This window comes from Desulfothermus naphthae (assembly GCF_054657475.1).
On record NZ_BAAHYQ010000001.1, the window covers coordinates 1648494 to 1668533 of the forward strand.

A 20040-nucleotide genomic window follows, 5' to 3' on the forward strand; every position below is an offset into this window, starting at 1 on the left:
AAATCTCATGCTTGGCAACAGCTCCAACATCTATTTATAAAAACAATTCTTTTCAATGTTTCCTTAGTATTTTTTGAGCTTTTTTCTTTCTTAAATCATATCTTTAATTCAGCCCATCCCAAAAATTTTAACAAATTTTACATTGACTTTTGAGAGCCTTTCAATATAATCTTCTCTAGCTTTTTTTCAATTCAGAAAGAAAGTAAGTAATTACTTACATTTTTTAATCATGCAAAATTTAAGTACAAGACAAAGGATAATTGAGGCCGCTTATACCCTGTTTTCAGAAAAGGGTTATCATGGTACCAGTACAAGGGAAATTGCCAAGGCAGCTTCGGTTTCAGAAGTAACACTTTTCAGGAAGTTTGGTAACAAAGAAACATTATTTAAAGAAGTTTTAAACAGCAAATCAATTATCCCAGATTTGCTCGATGCTGTAAAAAAAATAGAACAATCAAATTTAGAAGATGTATTATTTTCCTTGGCAAAAAAGTTTTATAATACGCTGGTATCAAAAAAGAAATTTATTATGATAACATTTTCCGAAATAAATAAATATTCAGAAAAGATTATAGATATTCATCAAAAAATAATAACTCAATTAGATGATTTTTTGGTAAATATCTTTTTAAAATATCTAGACAATAATAAAAAAAAGTCTGATTTAAAAATTTTAGTCATGGCATTTAGAGGAATGATTTTTGATTTATTTTTAACCAATGAAATCTTTTTAAGAAAGAAAAATTTAAAATCTAATATTAACGATATACTTTTATCTTATGTAAAAATAATCTTAAATTCATTGAATAAACACTATGTTTAAAAAATTCTTTTAAAAAAAAATTTAGATAAAGTGGGGGGGGTGTTTTATGGAGAAAAGATACATTTTGCCATATTTTATTATTTTTATTTTTTTATTATCTGGATGTAAACAAACAAAAAAAAATCCAGAAAAGATGCAAATGAAGCTTCCAGTGGTATCCTATATATTAATAAAAAAACAAAGAGTCACTCTGATAAAGGAATTACCAGGAAGAGTTGCCTCATATAAAAGCGCAAAAATAATCCCACAAGTAAGTGGAACTATAATGAGACGGGTCTTCAAGGAGGGTTCATATGTGAAAAAAGGGGAACTATTATATATCATTGATCCAAGACCTTATGAAGCTGCCCTTGAAAGTGCTCAGGCTGCTTTAAAGGCAGCTGAAGCCAATGTTCCTTCATTATCAAAAAAGGTTAAAAGATATTCGGTCCTTGTAAAAACAAATTCTATTAGTAAACAGGTGTATGATGATACCAAGGCTGCATTAGATAAATTAAAGGCCAATATTGAGCTATACAAAGCACAGATAAAATCTGCAAAGATCAATCTGGATTATTGTTATATCAAAGCCCCTATTGATGGTATAATAGGACGCTCATATATAACAGAAGGACAGGTTGTTTATGCATATCAACCAAATCCTTTGGCAATAATTCAACACTTTGATCCAGTTTATGTGGATGTGCCAATCTCAACAAAAGAATTATATGAACTGAAAAAAAAGAGAAAATCAAAATTATTAAGATTTTCACCAGATATGGATAAAAATGTAGAGCTTATTTTTGAGGACAATTCTATTTATCCTGAGAAGGGAGTTTTAGAATTTAATGAAGTTACAGTGGATAAGACCACAAGCTCGGTCATTTTGAGGATCAAATTCCCAAATAAAAACAAAGTATTGCTTCCACAGATGTTTGTCAGGGTGAGGATTATTGAAGGTATTATGGAAAATGGGATGCTGGTACCTGAAGAGGCGATAATGTTTGATACCAGAGGAAAGCCGTATGTCTTTGTTGTGGATAAACAAAACAGGGCAGTTACAAATCCTGTGGTAATTGATAGAAGCATAGGTAACAAGTGGCTGGTTACCTCAGGGCTGAAGGAAAATGATAGAGTTATAGTAAAGGGTCTTCAATTTATAAGACCAGGAATTCCAGTAAAAGCTGTTCCAAATACCCCTAATACCAGAAGATAATTGGATATTCCAGAGGAGGGACTAGATGTTATCTCGTTTTTTTCTAAAAAGACCGGTTTTTGCCTGGGTAATTGCCATATCACTGATGAGTTTTGGTTTGCTTGCCATTAAATTTTTACCAGTATCCAAGCATCCAGAACTAGCTCCTCCAGTAATTAGAGTTGAGGCAAGGTATCCAGGTGCATCAGCTGAAACCGTTGAGAGCACAGTTACCCAGGTTATAGAGCAGAAATTAACAGGCTTAGATGGTCTCTGGTATATAAATGCCAGGTCTACTTCAGCTGGCATATGTAGAATAGAGCTCACATTTTCTCCCAAGACCGACCCAGACATAGCTTGGACCAAGGTGCAAAACAAGGTTCAACTTGCTATGTCCCGTTTGCCCGAGACAGTGCGAAGACAGGGTGTAGATGTATATAAGTCAACGAGAAACTATTTACTCATAGTTGGCATTATCTCTACTGATGGTAGATATAATGGAAATGATTTACGGGATTATGCAAAATCAAATATTGAAAAAGTTTTATCAAGACTTCCTGGTGTGGGTGAAGTGCAGACCTTTGGGACAGAATATGCTATGAGAATCTGGTTAGATCCTGATAAGTTAATAAAATATAATCTAACTGTAGAAGATATAATTTTTGCTTTAAAAAAATACAATGTAGAAGTTTCAGCAGGGCAGATAGGCGGAGCTCCAGCAACTAAAGGGCAAAAACTAAATGCAGCAATAATAGTTCAACATTACTTAAAGACACCAGAGGAATTTGCTAAAATTCCTATAAGAATAAATAAAGACGGCTCCAGGATTTATATCAGGGATGTGGGACGTGTGGAACTTGGAACAGAGTTCTATGACGTGATAGCAAGATATAATGGAAAACCCGGTGCATTTTTAGCTATAAGAAAAATGGCTGGGGCAAATTCTCTAGAGGTTGCAGATGCAATAAAAAATAAATTAAAGGAATTGAGCAGATATTTTCCTGAGGGAGTCAAAGTTGTTTATCCTTATGATACCACTCCATTTACAAGGGCAGCTATACATGAAGTTGTAAAGACCTTGTATGAGGCAATTATACTTGTGTTCATTGTAATGTTTATATTTTTAGGAAGTTTTAGGGCAACTATAATCCCCACTATTGCTATTCCAGTAATTGTGCTGGGAACATTTGGTATAATCTGGGTCCTTGGCTTTACTATAAACATGCTTACCATGTTTGCAATGGTCCTAGCCATAGGACTTTTAGTTGATGATGCCATTGTTGTGGTAGAAAATGTAGATAGGATCATGGAAGACGAAGGCCTTTCACCAATGGAGGCTGCTGCTAAGTCAATGGATGAAATATCAGGGGCATTGATTGGTATTGGACTGGTTTTATCAGCAGTGTTTTTACCAATGGCTTTTTTTCCTGGTTCAACAGGAATAATTTACAGACAATTTTCAGTAACAATTGCCGCAGCAATGCTCTTATCTGTACTGGTAGCCCTTGTTTTGACCCCTGTATTATGTGCTACCTTTTTAAAGCCTTATCCAAAAGGGACTCCGCCTTATGAGAGGTCCTTCGTTATTTTTAGACCTTTTTTAAAAATTTTTGATAGGATTTTAAGAAAGGGCAGAGACCTATATATTTCAATGGTTAGATATACACTTGCCAGAAAGATAAGGTTTTTTATTATTTATGTGTTGGTTGTTTGTATAACAGGCTATTTATTTCTGAATATGAAAACCGGATATCTGCCAAATGAAGACCAGGGTATATTACTTGTGCAGGCAATTTTGCCTTCAGGCTCAACCCTTCAGCAAACAAAAAAGGTTATAGAAAGAATAGAAGGATATATAAATAAACAGGAGCAAAAGACTATTAAATCCTTTGGTGCAGCACTTGGTTATTCCTTTGCTGGTCAAGCACAAAATGTAGCACTTGGATTTATTCGTCTTAAGGATTGGAGTCTGAGAAAGGGGAAAGATTTATCACCTAGGGCTATAGTTAACAGGCTTATGAGGGAATTTTCTACATATAACGATGCAATGGTCTTTGCCTTTCAGCTTCCACCTATAATTGAGCTTGGTAATGCAGCGGGGTTTGATTTTGAGCTACTTGATTATGGAGGTGCAGGCTATAAAAAATTAATTAATGCCAGAAATCAATTACTTTATATGGCATCCAAAGACCCCCGGCTTATACGTGTGAGGCCAAATGGAATGGATCCTGTAGTGCAATACAAGATAGATATAGATTGGGAGAAAGCAGGGGCCTTAAATTTACCTATTACCTCAATTCACAATAATATTGCAGCAGCAATTGGGTCAGCATATGTGAACGATTTTGTAAAAAGTGGGCGGGTGAAAAAAGTATATGTCCAATTTGATGCACCATACAGGATGATGCCAAAAAACATGTTAAAAATCTATATTAGAAATCTTGAGGGGAAATTAGTCCCATTTTCAGCCATTGCAAAGGGCAGGTGGATTTATGGTGCTCAGGTATTAGAGAGATATAATGGCTTTCCCTCTATAAATATATGGGGAGAACCAGCTCCAGGCTTTAGTACTGGTGATGCAATAAAGGCCATGGAAGACCTAGTAAATAAGCTTCCTAAGGAATTTGGGTACGCATGGACTGGTCTATCTTTTCAAGAAAAGATGGCTACAAAACAAGGGCCCCTTGTGTATGGATTTGCAATCTTTGTAATATTTCTGGTCCTTGCAGCATTATATGAGAGCTGGCCAATCCCAATTGCAATATTACTTTCCATGCCCCTTGGTGTAATTGGTGGCATCCTTGCGACAAATTGGAGAGGATTTGACAATGACGTATATTTCCAGGTTGGACTTGTCACAGTACTTGGTCTTACCACCAAAAATGCAATATTGATTGTTCAATTTGCAAAAGAAAGGATCGATGCTGGTTATGAATTGATTCAAGCAGTGCTTGAAGGTGCTAAACTTAGACTTAGACCAATTCTTATGACTTCATTTGCCTTTGGTATGGGAGTACTTCCCCTTGCAATAGCATATGGTCCAGGATCTGGAGCGCAAAATGCAATAGGCACAGTAGTGATTGGTGGGACAATTTCATCCACTTTTATTGCTACAATCTTGATACCTCTATTCTTTGTAATTGTATATAAACTATTGGGACAACGCAAAAAACAAGCTTAAAATATAGTTATGTTTATTAAAAAGGAGATGATAGATGGGAAAAAATATAACTATAGTATATGTGATTTTACTTTTCATATATAGTTGTTCTTTTATTCCAAAATATAAGAGACCTGGAATGCCAGTTGAAAAGAAATTTCCAGATAAAAAAATTTTTAAAAATATCTCCTTTGGCAATGAGACCAATGTTACAGAGATAAAGTGGCAGGACTTTATTAAAGATTCAAAATTAAAGCAAATTATAAGACTTGCTCTAAAAAATAATAGAGACCTTAGACTTGCCATATTAAATGTTGAACAAGCAAGAGCCTTATATGGGATTAAGGCTGCAGAACTATATCCGTCTTTGTATGTTACATCTGGCATGGAAAAACAAAGGGTGCCAAGTGATATATCATTCACAAAAAAGGCTTATATAAAAAAGCAATACAGTGTTAATTTTGGACTTGCAGAGTGGGAGATAGATTTTTTTGGAAAGATCAGGTCTTATAAAAAGGAGGCCTTAGAAAAGTTTTTAGCAGCAAAGGAAAATCGGCGGGCAGCTCAGATAGCCCTTATAACAGAAGTATCCAGGGCCTATCTTAGGCTTTGTGCTGACAGGGAAAATTTAAGGATTGCCAATGAATTGTTAAAAACAGCGCAAAACAACCTTGACCTTGTAAAGAGTCAATATGATGTGGGTGTTGCAACTGAAATTGATCTTAACAGGGCAAGGACAAATGTTGAATCTGTAAAAGTAGCAGTAGTAAATTTAAAACAACTGGTAGAGTTGGACATAAACACCTTAAATTTTTTAGCAGGCACACATATTGATGATAATTTACTCCCTTCAGGTTTGCCTTATGAAAATCCCTTTGAAGATATAAGGCCAGGTCTGTCCTCAATGGTTTTATTAAATAGACCAGATATAATGGCGGCAGAGCACAATCTAAAGGCGTCATACGCATTAATTGGTGCTGCAAGGGCAGCATTTTTTCCGTCCATATCTTTAACCAGTGGAATTGGGACCGTGAGCGATGATTTGTCAAATCTCTTTAAAGGCTCAGCACGTACATGGAATTTGAGCTTAAAAGGAGCACTTCCTGTGTTTGATGCAAGGATCTGGGCAGCATATAAGCTCAGTAAGGTACAGAGAAAAATTGTGCTAACCCAGTATGAAAAAACAATTCAAAGGGCCTTTAAAGAAGTAATGGATAGACTTGTTACAAAAGCCACTATAGATGAGCAAATCGAGGCGCAAAAATCACTTGTTGATTCTCTTGAGAGGACCTATCAACTTGCCATAAAAAGATATAAACAGGGTATAGATAGCTATTTTTCAGTGCTTGATGCAAATAGGAATTTACTTCAGGCAAAACAGGATCTCACAACCCTGGTCATGTCAAAATACGCAAACCGCATCGCCCTTTACGCTGCACTTGGTGGTGGTGGTGGGAATTAAGACTTCTGATGCTCAAGGTGATTATTTTTTGGAAGACAACCAAACAAATCCAAAAGACTTTTGGTTAAAATTTATTATGAGAATTTATGCATTTGTGCTTAACATTTTTTGTACATCAGATATTAGAATTAACGGACCTATTATATCAAAAATGGCGAGCGAAATTTAGTTCTCGGAAAGAATACTGGAATCATTTGCGAGTGACATTTCGGATTTTGTTATTTGAGAGTTGGGAGGAATATCTGAAGTTTTTTTACTCTCCTCCATAGTAAAAAATCTTTTGAGAGAATATTTTTTGAATTTGTGGAAATAAGTTTGAGGGAATACTGCGTCCAAAAAGAGATTTTAAGAGGATATTTTTACTAAAGAGAGGGTCTATTTTATAAAATTTTCTTAAATTTTTAATAAAAGTAGTTTTTTGAATCTGAAAAAAGGAGATAAAACATCTAAAATGATCTAATTTGTCCCTCACCGAGAATTGCTGGTTGTCAACATTCTATATTGATTTATTTTTAAATATAAGTTACAGGGAGACCATGAAAAAGATAGTACTTGGAATTACAGGGGCTAGTGGTGCTATATATGGAATTAGATTTTTTGAATATTTAACTAATTTCAATATAAGTACCCACGTTATTATCTCATGTGCAGGCAAAAAGGTCTTAGCTATTGAAAACCAAATAGATGTGGATTTTTTTAAGACAAGGGGTGGGTATCTTTATTCTGAAGATGAAATTGAGGCCCCACCAGCCAGTGGTTCATGGAGACATGACGGAATGGTAATATGTCCCTGTTCCATGGCAACACTCGGAGCTATTGCTAATGGATGTGGTAATAATCTAATTCATAGGGCAGCAGATGTTACATTAAAAGAGGGAAGGAAATTAATACTTGTGATAAGGGAAATGCCATTTAATACAATTCATATAGAAAATATGTTAAAGGCAGCCAGGGCTGGAGCTACTATTTTTCCCGCCTGCCCTGGATTTTACCATAAACCAAAAACCATTTTAGATCTGGTTGACCATGTAATTTCAAGGATATTGGATCAATTAGGTATTAAAAACTCCATAACTCCCAGATGGGAGAAAAACTAAAGGAGGTGTGGTTATGAAAAAAAAGGTAATATGGCACGGACATGCCTGTTTTCAGGTGAACTCAGAAAGGGGAAATATTTTAATTGACCCCTGGTTTAATGACAATCCTGCATGTTCAAAAAAAGCAAGTGAGGTAAAAGATATCCAGGTAGTGCTCGTTACCCATGACCATTTTGACCATGTAGGAGAGGCAGTTGAAATATGCAAAAACACAGGTGCCAAGCTGGGAGCTATTGTGGAGACTGCCATGAAATTAAAAGAAATGGGTGTTAATGATAGTCAAATCATATATGGAATGGGTTTTAATCTGGGAGGCACAGTTGAAGAAAATGGAATAAAAATCACAATGGTTGAGGCCCATCACTCAACTGCTTCTGGAACTCCAGTTGGTTATATAATTCAATTTCCCGACAATTACACAATCTACCACGCAGGAGATACATCCATCTTTGCTTCAATGCAAATCTATGGAGAACTTTTCAATATAGATTTAGCCATGTTGCCAATTGGCGGAGTATTTACCATGGATCCAAGACAGGCAGCTTATGCTTGCAAACTCTTAAAATGTAAAAATGTAATTCCCATGCACTGGGGCTCTTTTCCTGTTTTAGAAACAAGTACTGAGAACTTTGAAAAGAGTGTAAAAGAATTAGGTATTGATACAAAGGTAATTTCATTAAAACCTGGAGAGGAAATAGAACTTGAATAACAAAAATCAAGGGGAGTTCTACTCCCCTGATTTTAACAAGTTAAAATTTACCTTAGATAATAACTTTAATCTTTTTTTTAAATTCTTTACACCTGATAGATGGAATTTACTTTTAAATATCATCCACCTTGCCCTAAGAGAAGATGGAGAAGATTTAACATCAATAGGCATTTTTAAAGAAAGTGACAGAGCAGATGCCTATATTATTGCCAAAGAAGATGCAATATGTTCAGCACTACCATTAATAGATATAATACTTTTGTGCCTTTCAAATAAAAACAAGGTCTTGTATTTAAAAAAAGATGGAGATAAAGTTCTAAAAGGAGAAAAAATAGCTGTCATTTCAGGATGTGCAATAGATATATTAAAAGGTGAAAGAGTAATATTAAACTTTTTGTCCCATCTATTCGGAATATCAACATATACACATAAATTTGTACAAAAATTAAAACACTCCAATACAGAGTTACTCGATACAAGAAAAACCCTACCTGGCCTTAGATATTTAGATAAATATGCTGTTTTAATAGGAGGAGGTAAAAATCATAGGATGGATCTATCTGAAATGTTAATGATTAAGGATAATCACATAGATAGAGCTGGGTCAATAAAAAAGGCAATTTTATCCCTGCGAGATAAATACAAAAATTCTTGTCCACCAATTATTGTTGAGTGTAGAAATATAGATGAAGTTAAAGAAGCTGTTAAATTAAGAGTAGATAGAATACTCCTTGACAACATGAATCCCTGTCAAATACAAGAATGTATCAAATTAATTCCTCCTTATATTGAAACAGAGATTAGTGGTGGTATTAATTTAGAAAATATAGATATATTTGCACATATTGGTGCTACCTTTATTTCTGTTGGTGCAATCACAAAAGATGCTCCCTGTATAGACCTTAGTATGAGTATACTATAAACATTACAAGAAGGAAATAGAAATATGAGCAAAGAGAACAACAGATATTACACTGATGTCCTTATAATTGGAACTGGAATTGCGGGATGTAGTGTTGCACTTACTCTTGCTAACAAAGGTTTATCAGTTACTTTGATCACCTCAGGAGATGATATAGATACTGGTAACTCCCCTCTTGCCCAGGGTGGTATTGTTTATAGAGGGCCTAATGATTCTCCTAAACTTCTACAACAGGACATCTTAACAGCAGGATGGAAATACAACTATCAAAAATCTGTAAAATATTTAAGCAATAAAGGTCCAGATATAGTTAAAGATATACTTATTAATGAGTTAAATGTCCCCTTTGAAAGGGATAAAGATTCAAATTTTAAATTAACAAAAGAGGGAGCTCATTCAGTAAATAGGATTTTATATTGCGGAGATTATACAGGAAGGGCGATAATTGACTCATTTAAAAGAAAGATTAAAGAACATCCAAACATAAAAATACTTACAAAACATACTGCAATAGACCTCATTACTTCTCACCATCACTCATTAAAATTAGAGTTTAAATACCATCTGATCAATCAATGTATAGGTGCATATATATACAACCAACAAGAAGATAGAGTTGAGACTGTAATGGCAGATTATACAGTACTTGCCACAGGCGGTGTTGGTCAGGTCTATCTACATACAACTAATGCCCCTTCCTCAATAGGCTCAGGATTGGTCATGGCCTATAGAAGCGGAGCAAAGGTGATGAATTGTGAATTTATTCAATTTCATCCCACTGCACTATATCAAAGAGGGGGTCAAAAGTTTTTAATATCAGAAGCACTTAGAGGAGAAGGTGCCAGATTTGTAAGAATCGATGGAACACCCTTTATGAAAGAATATGACCCAAGAGGGGATCTGGCTCCACGAGATATTGTGAGTAGGGCTATTGTTGAAGAGATGTTAAGAACTGGCGATGATTTTGTTTACCTGGATGCAGCGGATTTTGTAAAAAAAGACATTCCTAAACGGTTTCCCAATATTTATAAAAAATGTTTAGAAGCTGGCTATGATATTACAAAAGAGCCTATTCCTGTTGTTCCAGCTGCACATTTTTTTTGTGGAGGAATATTAGTAGATCTTGAAGGCAGGACCACATTAAACAGGTTATATGCAGTGGGTGAAGTGAGTTGTACAGGTGTTCATGGTGCAAATCGCCTTGCAAGCACATCATTGCTGGAAGGACTAGTCTGGGGACACAGTGCAGGTCTCTCAATATCAAAAAGGCTTCAGAAAAAAAATAGGTTATCAAAAAAATTAATGGGCTCTATTCCAGATTGGTCTTCTCCTGGCACTGATAAAAATGAAGATCCAGCGCTTGTGGCACAGGACTGGCTTACAATCAAACACACCATGTGGAATTATGTGGGAATTGTCAGAACAACTTCCAGGTTAAAACGGGCAAGAGAAGATCTACACAACTTAAGTAAAAGACTCTATGAATTTTATAGAAACACACCTATTAGTAAAAATCTGATTGATCTTTTTCACGGTTGCCAGTGTGCCATTATTATTACAGACTCGGCCAACAGAAACACTAAATCAGTTGGATGTCATTTCAGAGTAAACAAATAGTCTAAATTGATAGTTGCCGACTTAAAAGCTTCTTTTCTGGGAATAAGTTTGAATAATTTATTTTCCAATACAAAAATTTGAGAACACTCTATCTAGCACATCTTCTGTTGTTATTTCTCCAGTTATTTCCTGTAAGTGTTTGACTGTGTTTTCAAGGTGAGTATAGAGAATATCAATTTCAGAATGGGTAGGTATTAAATTTAAAATAGCTAATAGTTCATCTCTGGCCAATTTTAATTGTTCTGTCTGTCTTAGATTTGGAACTATTTCATTTTCTGGTGGCTCAATATTATTTCCTGTTATTTTTTCTGCAATTAAATCTACTAATTGTTTTATATTTTCTCCTGTTTTTGCACTGACATATATTAAATCTATCCCATTTTGTTTAAAAAAAATTATATCATCCTTCTTATGATTTAACCCTGAAATATCTATTTTGTTTGCAACACCAATAATCTTGTTTTTTTCTTTTAAAGATATAACTTCTTTGACCTCCCCTGGAATATCTTTAGAAATATCAAAAACCAGGAGCATTAGATCAGCTTCTTTTATTAATTCCAATCCTTTTTTTAATCCCATTATTTCAATTTCATCTTGAGATTTTCTAATGCCAGCTGTGTCTATTATCTTAACTGGTATCCCATGGATATTTATAGTCTCTTCAATAAAATCCCTTGTAGTGCCTGGAATTGATGTGACAATTGCCCTTTCTTTTCCCAGAATTGCATTTAAAATAGAAGACTTTCCTGCATTCACCTCTCCACACAAAACAACTTTAGCTCCATCCATTAGAGGAGAATATCTTTTGTTGTTTTCGATTAAATAGTCAATTTCCTCTAATATAGCACCAACATCCATCTGAATTTTTACAGGATCAAATTCCTCTATCTCTTCATCAAAGTCCATCTCTGCCACCACTTGTGCCATTATGTGTTTTAACCTGTCTTTGATTGAATCTATTTTTTGTTTTAAGGCACCACTGAGTTTTGTGCACGCAAAAAAAAGACCTTTTTCTCCTTTACAAGATATGATTTCTAATATCGCTTCTGCCTTTGATAGATCAATTTTGTTATTTAAATAGGCCCGCATTGTAAATTCACCAGGTTTAGCCAGTCTTGCACCTTTTTTTACCACTTCTTCGAGTACTGCTTTTACAACAACTGGACCTCCATGGCAGTTTATTTCAAAGACATCTTCTCCAGTGTATGAACCAGGCCCAGGCATATAGCTGATTAAAACCTCATCTAAAATAACACCTTTAGATGATTTGATATAACCGTGATATAATCTATAGGGTTTTATTTGGCTTATATTTTTGGATGATTTAAAAAGGGATGCTCCTATTGAGAGGGCTGAGGGGCCACTTATTCTGATTATTCCAATACCCCCCTGACCCAGGGGGGTAGAGATGGCACAGATTGTGTCTTTCATATATCTACTCTGTCTTCCTCCTGAATCTTTTCCTGGGTGCTATTTGTACCCTTTTTAATGGCCCTTCTCCACGGCTCTGGGTAATTATATCCTTATCATGTCTTAGTGCCATATGCACCACCCGCCTGTGATAAGAACTAAGGGGTCTTGTGCTAAATGGTCTTCCAATGGTCTTTGCCCTTTTTGCAAGTTCAATTGCCTGTTTTTTCAGGTTGTTTTCCTGTCTCTCTTTATACCCAGCGGCATCTAAATGAACATATACCCTGTCAGGCCATTTTTTAGATACCATCTTGTTTAGGATATATTCAAGGGCTGAAATTGTTTGCCCTTCTTTTCCAATAATTAGACCTGAATTTGGACAATCGCCAATAGATACATTTATGTTTTTCTCATCAATAGATACATTTACTTCAGATAAGGGAGTTAAATAGGATATTAAGTGATTAACCATCTCTTTTACCATTCTTTCTAATTTTTTTACGTCATATTTTAAAGAAGCCTCTATTTTTGCTTTCCTCCCTCCAATTCCAAAGATTCCACTGGATCCCTCTTCTATTACCTTTATTTCAAGTTCGCTTTTGTCTTTATTAAAGTATTTACATGCCTTTTCAATTGCAGATTCTATATTTTTATCTTCAAATATTTTTTTCGTCTCCATAAGCTCTCCTAATAAAAGTAACTTTTATGGTTAACTTTTCTTTAACATCCACCATTGCTGAATTATTGATAATATATTATTTGTTATAAAATAAACTACCAGGCCGGATGGAAAGTTCAAAAAAAGAAAAGTCAAAAACACTGGCATAAGTAACATAAGTTTTGCCTGGGTTGGATCCCCACCACTGGGTGTCATTTTTTGTTGTATAAACATAGTAACACCCATTAAAATAGGCGTAATATACAAGGGATCCTTAGCAGATAGATCAGCAAGCCATATTATGTGTGTAAAAGGCAGATGGTAGATAAATGGTGAATGTCTAAGCTCAATTGCCCCTAATAGCGCTTCATATAGTGCGATAAATACAGGAATTTGCAGTAACATGGGTATACAGCCACCTGCTGGATTGATCTTATAGGTCTTATATAACCTCATCAACTCTTCATTGAGTTTCTGTCTGTCATCTTTGTACTTTTCCTTTAGCTGCTGCATCAAGGGCTGAATCTTTTTCATCTGTTCCATAGATTTATAACTCTTGTGAGAAAGGGGCCAGAATAAGATCTTAATGACAATTGTCAGGATGATTATGGCTATACCATAGTTGTGGGTGTATTTATAAAAAAAGTTAAGAGCTATAACCAGGGGTTTGGCAAGTACATCCAGCCAGCCATAGTTTATAGCAGCGCTCACATGGTTTGGAAGTTTTTCTAAATATTTTGCTTTTTTTGGACCAATGTAATAGAGGTTTTTAAAAGATATACCCTTCTCTGGTGATAGATTGAACCTTGCTTCAACAGCCAATCTATACACTCCATCTTCCAGTTTTGCCTTTAAGGTATAATCACCAGTAAGGGGAACAATAGATAAAAGAAAGTAATTATCTTCAATGCCAGCCCAATAAATTGGTTCCTTAAACTCAATACCAGGTGTAAGTTTTTTCTCGCTACACTGCTTTTCAAGTTCTTTTTCCTTTGTGTAATAGACAACTTGCTTTTTATTAAATCTAGATGAATGTTCAGGTTCAGATGAAGCAGCAATACATACGCCCAAAATACCAGCCACAGGATGGTTGGATGTATTGTAAACAGCTAGCTCTTCATCAATTTTGTAACTGTTTCCATAAAATGTGAGTTTCCTTGAGATAATGATTTTATCCAATTGTGTCTTAAAAGTAAGTGTTGTTAAATCCTTTTTTGAGAGTTTTGCTGAACTACCAGAGTACTCCCAGTGAGATACCTTCCAGGTTGGATTATAGTTAAAGAGAATACCAAGGGGACCCTTTTGTATTATATCTTGGGTAATTAAATAAACATTTTTAGAATCTGGTTTTATTGAATTTTTATAACGAGTAAGCTCCCATTCTTCAAAAATCCCACCTTGTGAATTCACTTTTACAATATAATATGGAGTTTCAATAGTTATGGTCTCTCCCTTTGAATAACTATAATTAGCATCTGTTTGATCTGGTAAAGATACTATCCTGGAGCTTTTTGTTATTTCATTACCCTTTTGAATTTCTCTTTGATGTTTTGTAGAGTTGTATCTGGTATTCTCTTTTGGCGGTGGAAACAAGATATTCCAGACCAACAGCACCAATACTGTAAGTCCCAGTGCGAGCATGAGCCTTGTGTTTTCATTCATGTCCACGTCCACTACTCCTAATTTTAAATGGATTTAAGGAAAAATTCTGTGGTACTTCATCTACTCCCATGCCACCTAGGGGATGACATTTACTCAGTCTGATCATGCCAAGTAAAATTCCACGAATCAGGCCAAACCTTGAAATTGCCTGAATAAAATACTCAGAACAACTGGGATAATACCTACAACTAGAAGGAAGGTATGGGGAAATCAATCTTTGATAACACAAAATTAAGAATATTAAAAAATCTTTAATTAGTTTAATCATACATTCAGACTAGTTATTAATATGAGTTAATGCGAAATCAAGCTGTTTTTTGACTGAATCTAAGGTTAAATCTTGTTTTTTTATACCTTTTTTTGCAACTACAACTACATCTATATCTGCCTTAGATTGACCAAGTTTTGATTGTCTAAATCCTTCTCTAATAAGCCTTTTAATTCTGTTTCTACAAACTGCTTTCCCCACTTTTTTGGTCACGGCTATTCCCAGTTTTGGTCCAAGGTGGTCGGGTTGTCTTAATTTCACAAACACTATAAAATGTTGTGTTGTGATTTTTTTGCCCCTTAAATAACAATCCTGATATTCTTTGGATTTTGTGATTTTCAGCATTAAATTACACTGTGAGTCTCTTTCTTCCCTTTGCCCTGCGACGCTTTAACACTTTTCTGCCACCTTTTGTCCTTGAGCGGACCAGGAATCCATGGGTCCTCTTCATCTTAAGTCTGCTTGGTTGATAAGTCCTTTTCATAATAACACCTCCTTTTGATTTTAATTGGTTACAATATACTTAAAAAAGTAACAAGCATATTTAACCTCAAAGTGTTGAGAGGTCAAGGATTAAGGTACACTTTCATTCACTCCCGCCCAGGTATGGATATTTCTCTAGACGATTGGCCGAAACCTATTATCAAATCTTGACATGCAATTAAAAATGTGGTTTAAATATTGTTTGAGAACATCAATTATTTTTATTGATATTGTCACAAATCATAAATCATGTTTTATATTAAAATCATCAGAAAATTGGATGTAAAACATTATGAATTCTAACAAAAAATTTATAGATTTTGAAATACTTGCGGAAAATTCTCTGCTTGGAATTTGTGTGTTAAATAAAGATGGATTTATTATTTATGTTAACACAAAGCTTTGTAAATTGTCTGGGTATAGTAAAGAAGAACTTCTGAAAATGAAATTTACGGAATTATTACATCCAGAATACAGAGAGTTTTTGGTCGCTGAAGTGAACAGTAAAGCTACTCGTAGTGGTAGGCTCTCTCTTTATAAAATCAAGATAATAGATAAACATGGTGTTGAAAAATATTTAGAAGGTTATATTTATCCAGTGAATATTGGTAAAGATATATATATCTTAGGGCAGATGTTGGATGTTACAGATAAACACAAAATGGAGAGAGAGTTTAAGCGAAGAGAGGAGTCTCTGCGTAGAGTTCTAGAGAATTCAAATCTTGGGTACTTTGAAGTAGATTTGGCGGGAAATTTATTATATGCTAATGAGGCAATAGCGAAATTACTGGGATATCCCAAAGAAAAGTTAATCGGGATGAACAATAGAGAGTATACTCCGCCGGAATATGCAAAAAAAGTATTTAAAATTTTTAATAAAGTATTTAGGGAAGAAAAACCAGCTACATTTTTTGACTGGAAGATCCAGACATTCAAAGAAAAAGAACGTTTTGTAGAAACATCTGTTGATTTAATGTATAATGAAAAAGGCGAAAAAATAGGGTTTAGAGGGATAGTTAGAGATATAACACAAGAATACCTGGCAAAACAAAAGTTAGAGGAGCAAGAGAAATATTACAGGACACTATTTGAGGGCGCAGCTTCTCCCATGGTAATATTTGAGGGATATACCATAATTGACGCCAATAAGGCCTTTGAAAAATTTTCTGGCTACTCTAAAAAAGAACTTCTTGGAAAATTTGACTGGACTAAATTTGTTGATAAAAAAGACTTACCCAGGATACGAGAATATCAACAAAAACGACGTATTGATCCTTCAAGTGTGCCTATTCAATATGAGTTTACATTTATTGATAAATACAACAATAAGAAATATGTAATATCAACAGCAACTTTTTTACCAAATGGTCATTTTCTTGTATCTTTAATAGATGTGACGGAGAGGAAGCAATTGGAAGAAAAACTTAGATTTATAAGCTTTCACGATCCACTTACTGGACTTTATAATCGCTATTATTTTGAGGAAGAATTTAATAGATTGAAAAATTGTAGATGCCTTCCAGTGGTTCTGATTATTGCCGATCTTGACGGATTAAAATATGTAAATGATACCTTTGGCCACAAGGCGGGAGATGAATACATTAAGGCATGTGCCAAAATTTTGAAGTCCAGCGTCAGAAATTCTGATGTTGTAGCAAGGCTTGGGGGAGATGAATTTGGAATAATTCTACCCCAGAGTGGCGCGATAGCAGCAAAAAAGGTTATTTTAAGAATTAATGATTCAATTTGTAAATTTAATAAAGAAAAAAAATTAAAATTCCAGATAAGTTTGTCAATAGGATTCGCTGTGAGTTCAATAGAAAAATTAGATCCAAACAAATTGTTTAGGGAAGCTGATGACGCTATGTATATTGAAAAGCAAAGAAAAAAACAAAGGAAAGAATATTTATGCACGAGGTAAAACTTGGTTTTAAAATAAAAGATTATCTTACTGGAAAAGAAATAGATGCCACTACTTATGAAGACATAAGACAGGATATTGTAAAAACATTGGTGGAAGATAAATCATATCCAATGGATCAGATAAAATCAAAGGTACCAATAATTTTTAAAATAGATCAAAAAGAGTTTGGAAGAAACATTGATTTTGTTATATTCCTGGAAAATAAACCCCTTGTGATAATTTTATTCAGTGCAGGAGAAATAGAAACATACATCCGAGAAGCGGTTTCATTGTCCAGATTAATTGAAGGTGGTCCTGCACGTTTTTCAATTGTTACAGATACAAAAAAATTTATGTTAGTTTGTGCAAAGGATGGAGAAGTTATTTCTCAAGGACCTTATAAAAACTTTCCAACCTGGCAGGAAATTTTGAACCTTTTAGATAGATGTCCTGAGTTTACCTTAGATGATATACGTCTGGAAAAAGAAAAACGCATCCTTTATGCCCTGTCTCAATTAAGTTGTGAGTGCAGAGATTCCTGCCTATCTAAGTAAATACTCAAAAAATTTTTTGATATTTTCTATCTTTAATATAACTGCATATTAGCTTTAAAATTTTGAGCATCAATCATCAACTAATATTTATCCAATTTCGATTTGGTCTGATCACATCTTGATTTTATTCAGCAAAACACATAAATTCTCTTTAAAAAATAAGAGGTAAAATATGATAATCTATTCACTACCACCAGAACCAGTATTTCCAAATCCATTAATTGATGATGTAGATGATATTGTAGCAATTGGGGGAGACCTTAGTCCTGATAGATTAATAGTTGCATATAAAAATGGCATCTTTCCCTGGTATGATGAGCACTCTCCTATTCTGTGGTGGTCTCCTGATCCCAGACTTATTTTAAGGCCTGAAGAGCTCCATGTATCCAGAAGATTAAAAAGAATTATAAAACAAAAAAAATTTACCATCACAGTAAACCATGCATTTGAAGATGTTATAAATTTTTGCAGCAAAATAAAAAGAAAAGATTGTGAAGGCACATGGTTAGTGCCTGAAATGATAGAAGCTTACATAAACTTACATAAAATAGGATATTGTCACTCAGTTGAAGCATGGTGTGAGGGCAAGTTTGCTGGTGGTTTATACGGAGTGTCCATTGGGCGGGTGTTTTTTGGTGAATCTATGTTTTACAGAGTATCCAATGCATCAAAAGTGGCCTTTGTATGGTTAACTCTTATGCTAAAGAAAGCAAAATTTAAATTCATTGATTGTCAACAGGTCACATCTCACTTAATGAAATTCGGGGCAAAACCCATTAATAGACGAAGGTTCCTGATAGAATTAAAAAAGGCCCTGTGGTTAAATCCCCCTCAGGATCTCTGGTCCCCCAGAATTTTAACTGATAATGACATAGATTTTTCTCACATTAATTCCTAACACTTTGTAATAAAAGTAATTATATCATTACCAGGGAGGAGTTTTATGGAAACCAAGGGAATAGATTTCTTTAAATTGAATGAGATGTTTTCAAAGGAAGAAAGATTGGTGAGCAATTCAGTAAGGGAATTTGTAACAAAAGAAATAGAACCCTTAATAAAAGATGCTTTTCATAAAGAAGAACCACTACCTTTTAAAGAAATTGCACCTAGGATGGGTGATCTTGGGATGTTGGGTGTTTTTTTACCAGAAGAGTACGGATGTCCTGGCGGCAATTATATAGAATTTGGTCTTATTTGCCAGGAAGTAGAAAGGGTGGACAGCTCCCTTAGGAGCTTTATTGCTGTGACCTCTGGTCTTGTTATGTATCCAATATGGAAATTTGGTGATGAAGAACAGAGAAAAAAATATCTTCCAAAACTGGCTAAAGGAGAGCTAATTGGTTGTTTTGGATTAACAGAACCTAACCATGGTTCAGATCCTGCTTCAATGGAGACAACTGCTAAAAAAGATGGTAGTATGTGGGTGTTAAATGGGACAAAAACGTGGATAACTGAAGGAGACATCGCTGATATAGCCGTTGTATTTGCTAAAGATGTGGATGATGGAAAGATCAAGGGGTTTATAGTTGAGAAGGGAACACCAGGTTTTACTCAAAGAGCGATTACTCAAAAGGGATCTATGAGAGCTGGGGGAGTTGGAGAACTTGGATTTATGAATTGTAAAATTCCAGCAAGAAATTTATTACCACACACCAGGGGATTAAAAGCTCCCCTTATGTGTTTAAATCAGGCCAGATATGGAATTTCCTGGGGAGCGATTGGGGCAGCTATGGACTGCTATGAAACAGCCTTAAACTACACTAAAGAGAGAACTCAATTTGGACAACCTCTTGCAGGATATCAGCTGGTGCAGGAAAAGCTGGTTAAGATGTTTATGGAAATATCAAAGGGACAACTGGTTTCATACAGGGTGGGAAGACTTCTGGATGAAGGGAAAGGCACACCAGAGATGATCTCTTTTGCTAAAAAAAACAATGTGTGGGTGGCCAGGATGTGTGCTAGGACTGCTAGAGAATTATTAGGTGCAAATGGTATCTCTCTTGATTATTCCCCAATCAGGCATATGGCCAATATTGAAAGTGTTTATACCTATGAAGGAACCAATGACATCCACACACTGATTTTGGGGCAATATATAACTGGTATTCAATCATTTACCAGATGGGTACAAAAATAGT

Annotated in this window: 18 protein-coding genes; 12 read left to right on the forward strand and 6 right to left on the reverse strand. The window is 34.8% G+C overall.

The features are described from left to right. The first annotated feature begins 229 nt into the window (after positions 1 to 229). From ACYQ1E_RS08005 to nadB, 8 genes are all read left to right on the forward strand, one after another. Positions 230 to 823 (forward strand): TetR/AcrR family transcriptional regulator, encoded by a 594-nt coding sequence (locus ACYQ1E_RS08005; protein ID WP_459877602.1) that lies wholly within the window; start codon positions 230 to 232, stop codon positions 821 to 823. Between the two features lie 46 nt (positions 824 to 869). Then, positions 870 to 2018: an efflux RND transporter periplasmic adaptor subunit gene (locus ACYQ1E_RS08010; protein ID WP_459877605.1), complete on the forward strand. Its 1149-nt coding sequence runs from the start codon at positions 870 to 872 to the stop codon at positions 2016 to 2018. Between the two features lie 25 nt (positions 2019 to 2043). Next, positions 2044 to 5178, forward strand: a complete 3135-nt coding sequence (locus ACYQ1E_RS08015) for an efflux RND transporter permease subunit (RefSeq protein ID WP_459877608.1) — start codon at positions 2044 to 2046, stop codon at positions 5176 to 5178. A 34-nt stretch (positions 5179 to 5212) separates the two neighbouring features. Then, positions 5213 to 6619, forward strand: coding sequence for an efflux transporter outer membrane subunit (locus ACYQ1E_RS08020; protein WP_459877611.1), 1407 nt, complete (start codon positions 5213 to 5215; stop codon positions 6617 to 6619). A gap of 536 nt (positions 6620 to 7155) precedes the next feature. Further along, entirely contained in the window at positions 7156 to 7716 is a 561-nt protein-coding gene (locus ACYQ1E_RS08025; protein WP_459877614.1) for a UbiX family flavin prenyltransferase, read from the forward strand. Between the two features lie 13 nt (positions 7717 to 7729). Then, the gene (locus ACYQ1E_RS08030) at positions 7730 to 8425 is read left to right on the forward strand and encodes a metal-dependent hydrolase (RefSeq protein WP_459877616.1); all 696 of its coding nucleotides are present in this window, start codon (positions 7730 to 7732) and stop codon (positions 8423 to 8425) included. Then, entirely contained in the window at positions 8418 to 9347 is a 930-nt protein-coding gene (gene nadC, locus ACYQ1E_RS08035) for a carboxylating nicotinate-nucleotide diphosphorylase (protein ID WP_459877619.1), read from the forward strand. The genes ACYQ1E_RS08030 and nadC overlap by 8 nt, the downstream gene beginning before the upstream one ends. Positions 9348 to 9371: 24 nt before the next feature. Further along, entirely contained in the window at positions 9372 to 10964 is a 1593-nt protein-coding gene (nadB, locus tag ACYQ1E_RS08040; RefSeq protein ID WP_459877622.1) for an L-aspartate oxidase, read from the forward strand. Between the two features lie 57 nt (positions 10965 to 11021). Here the strand turns inward: nadB and mnmE are convergent, their stop codons facing one another. Genes mnmE through rpmH form a run of 6 tightly spaced genes read right to left on the reverse strand, consistent with a single transcriptional unit; the run spans position 11022 to position 15446 of the window. Further along, entirely contained in the window at positions 11022 to 12395 is a 1374-nt protein-coding gene (mnmE, locus tag ACYQ1E_RS08045) for a tRNA uridine-5-carboxymethylaminomethyl(34) synthesis GTPase MnmE (protein ID WP_459877625.1), read from the reverse strand. 4 nt (positions 12396 to 12399) lie between these two features. Continuing rightward, a complete protein-coding gene (gene jag / locus ACYQ1E_RS08050; protein ID WP_459877628.1) occupies positions 12400 to 13053 on the reverse strand; it encodes an RNA-binding cell elongation regulator Jag/EloR in 654 nt (217 codons plus the stop codon). Between the two features lie 30 nt (positions 13054 to 13083). Then, positions 13084 to 14694, reverse strand: coding sequence for a membrane protein insertase YidC (gene yidC / locus ACYQ1E_RS08055; RefSeq protein ID WP_459877631.1), 1611 nt, complete (start codon positions 14692 to 14694; stop codon positions 13084 to 13086). Then, positions 14687 to 14962, reverse strand: a complete 276-nt coding sequence (gene yidD / locus ACYQ1E_RS08060) for a membrane protein insertion efficiency factor YidD (RefSeq protein ID WP_459877634.1) — start codon at positions 14960 to 14962, stop codon at positions 14687 to 14689. The genes yidC and yidD overlap by 8 nt, the downstream gene beginning before the upstream one ends. 9 nt (positions 14963 to 14971) lie before the next feature. Further along, positions 14972 to 15307 (reverse strand): ribonuclease P protein component, encoded by a 336-nt coding sequence (gene rnpA / locus ACYQ1E_RS08065; protein WP_459877637.1) that lies wholly within the window; start codon positions 15305 to 15307, stop codon positions 14972 to 14974. Between the two features lie 4 nt (positions 15308 to 15311). After that, positions 15312 to 15446: a 50S ribosomal protein L34 gene (gene rpmH / locus ACYQ1E_RS08070; protein WP_459877640.1), complete on the reverse strand. Its 135-nt coding sequence runs from the start codon at positions 15444 to 15446 to the stop codon at positions 15312 to 15314. Between the two features lie 291 nt (positions 15447 to 15737). Here rpmH and ACYQ1E_RS08075 point away from each other — a divergent pair, with 291 nt between their 5' ends. From ACYQ1E_RS08075 to ACYQ1E_RS08090, 4 genes are all read left to right on the forward strand, one after another. Then, complete coding sequence (locus ACYQ1E_RS08075) at positions 15738 to 17366, forward strand: sensor domain-containing diguanylate cyclase (protein WP_459877643.1); 1629 nt, start codon at positions 15738 to 15740, stop codon at positions 17364 to 17366. After that, positions 17354 to 17902 carry a type I restriction enzyme HsdR N-terminal domain-containing protein gene (locus ACYQ1E_RS08080; protein WP_459877646.1) on the forward strand — a complete coding sequence of 183 codons (549 nt, stop codon included), beginning with the start codon at positions 17354 to 17356 and terminating at the stop codon, positions 17900 to 17902. Before ACYQ1E_RS08075 ends, ACYQ1E_RS08080 begins: the two co-directional genes overlap by 13 nt. A gap of 172 nt (positions 17903 to 18074) precedes the next feature. Next, positions 18075 to 18800: a leucyl/phenylalanyl-tRNA--protein transferase gene (gene aat, locus ACYQ1E_RS08085; RefSeq protein WP_459877649.1), complete on the forward strand. Its 726-nt coding sequence runs from the start codon at positions 18075 to 18077 to the stop codon at positions 18798 to 18800. Between the two features lie 45 nt (positions 18801 to 18845). After that, positions 18846 to 20039 (forward strand): acyl-CoA dehydrogenase, encoded by a 1194-nt coding sequence (locus tag ACYQ1E_RS08090; protein WP_459877652.1) that lies wholly within the window; start codon positions 18846 to 18848, stop codon positions 20037 to 20039. Position 20040: the final 1 nt, after the last annotated feature.

What these genes read in the sequence shown, in the direction of transcription:
- ACYQ1E_RS08075 (WP_459877643.1), top strand. Translation starts at nt 15,738, where the DNA reads ATGAATTCTAACAAAAAATTTATAGATTTTGAAATACTTGCGGAAAAT.
- rpmH (WP_459877640.1), bottom strand. Translation starts at nt 15,446, where the DNA reads ATGAAAAGGACTTATCAACCAAGCAGACTTAAGATGAAGAGGACCCAT.
- rnpA (WP_459877637.1), bottom strand. Translation starts at nt 15,307, where the DNA reads ATGCTGAAAATCACAAAATCCAAAGAATATCAGGATTGTTATTTAAGG.
- ACYQ1E_RS08030 (WP_459877616.1), top strand. Translation starts at nt 7,730, where the DNA reads ATGAAAAAAAAGGTAATATGGCACGGACATGCCTGTTTTCAGGTGAAC.
- jag (WP_459877628.1), bottom strand. Translation starts at nt 13,053, where the DNA reads ATGGAGACGAAAAAAATATTTGAAGATAAAAATATAGAATCTGCAATT.
- ACYQ1E_RS08005 (WP_459877602.1), top strand. Translation starts at nt 230, where the DNA reads ATGCAAAATTTAAGTACAAGACAAAGGATAATTGAGGCCGCTTATACC.
- ACYQ1E_RS08010 (WP_459877605.1), top strand. Translation starts at nt 870, where the DNA reads ATGGAGAAAAGATACATTTTGCCATATTTTATTATTTTTATTTTTTTA.
- yidD (WP_459877634.1), bottom strand. Translation starts at nt 14,962, where the DNA reads ATGATTAAACTAATTAAAGATTTTTTAATATTCTTAATTTTGTGTTAT.
- yidC (WP_459877631.1), bottom strand. Translation starts at nt 14,694, where the DNA reads ATGAATGAAAACACAAGGCTCATGCTCGCACTGGGACTTACAGTATTG.
- aat (WP_459877649.1), top strand. Translation starts at nt 18,075, where the DNA reads ATGATAATCTATTCACTACCACCAGAACCAGTATTTCCAAATCCATTA.
- mnmE (WP_459877625.1), bottom strand. Translation starts at nt 12,395, where the DNA reads ATGAAAGACACAATCTGTGCCATCTCTACCCCCCTGGGTCAGGGGGGT.
- ACYQ1E_RS08015 (WP_459877608.1), top strand. Translation starts at nt 2,044, where the DNA reads ATGTTATCTCGTTTTTTTCTAAAAAGACCGGTTTTTGCCTGGGTAATT.
- ACYQ1E_RS08025 (WP_459877614.1), top strand. Translation starts at nt 7,156, where the DNA reads ATGAAAAAGATAGTACTTGGAATTACAGGGGCTAGTGGTGCTATATAT.
- ACYQ1E_RS08020 (WP_459877611.1), top strand. Translation starts at nt 5,213, where the DNA reads ATGGGAAAAAATATAACTATAGTATATGTGATTTTACTTTTCATATAT.
- ACYQ1E_RS08080 (WP_459877646.1), top strand. Translation starts at nt 17,354, where the DNA reads ATGCACGAGGTAAAACTTGGTTTTAAAATAAAAGATTATCTTACTGGA.
- nadB (WP_459877622.1), top strand. Translation starts at nt 9,372, where the DNA reads ATGAGCAAAGAGAACAACAGATATTACACTGATGTCCTTATAATTGGA.
- ACYQ1E_RS08090 (WP_459877652.1), top strand. Translation starts at nt 18,846, where the DNA reads ATGGAAACCAAGGGAATAGATTTCTTTAAATTGAATGAGATGTTTTCA.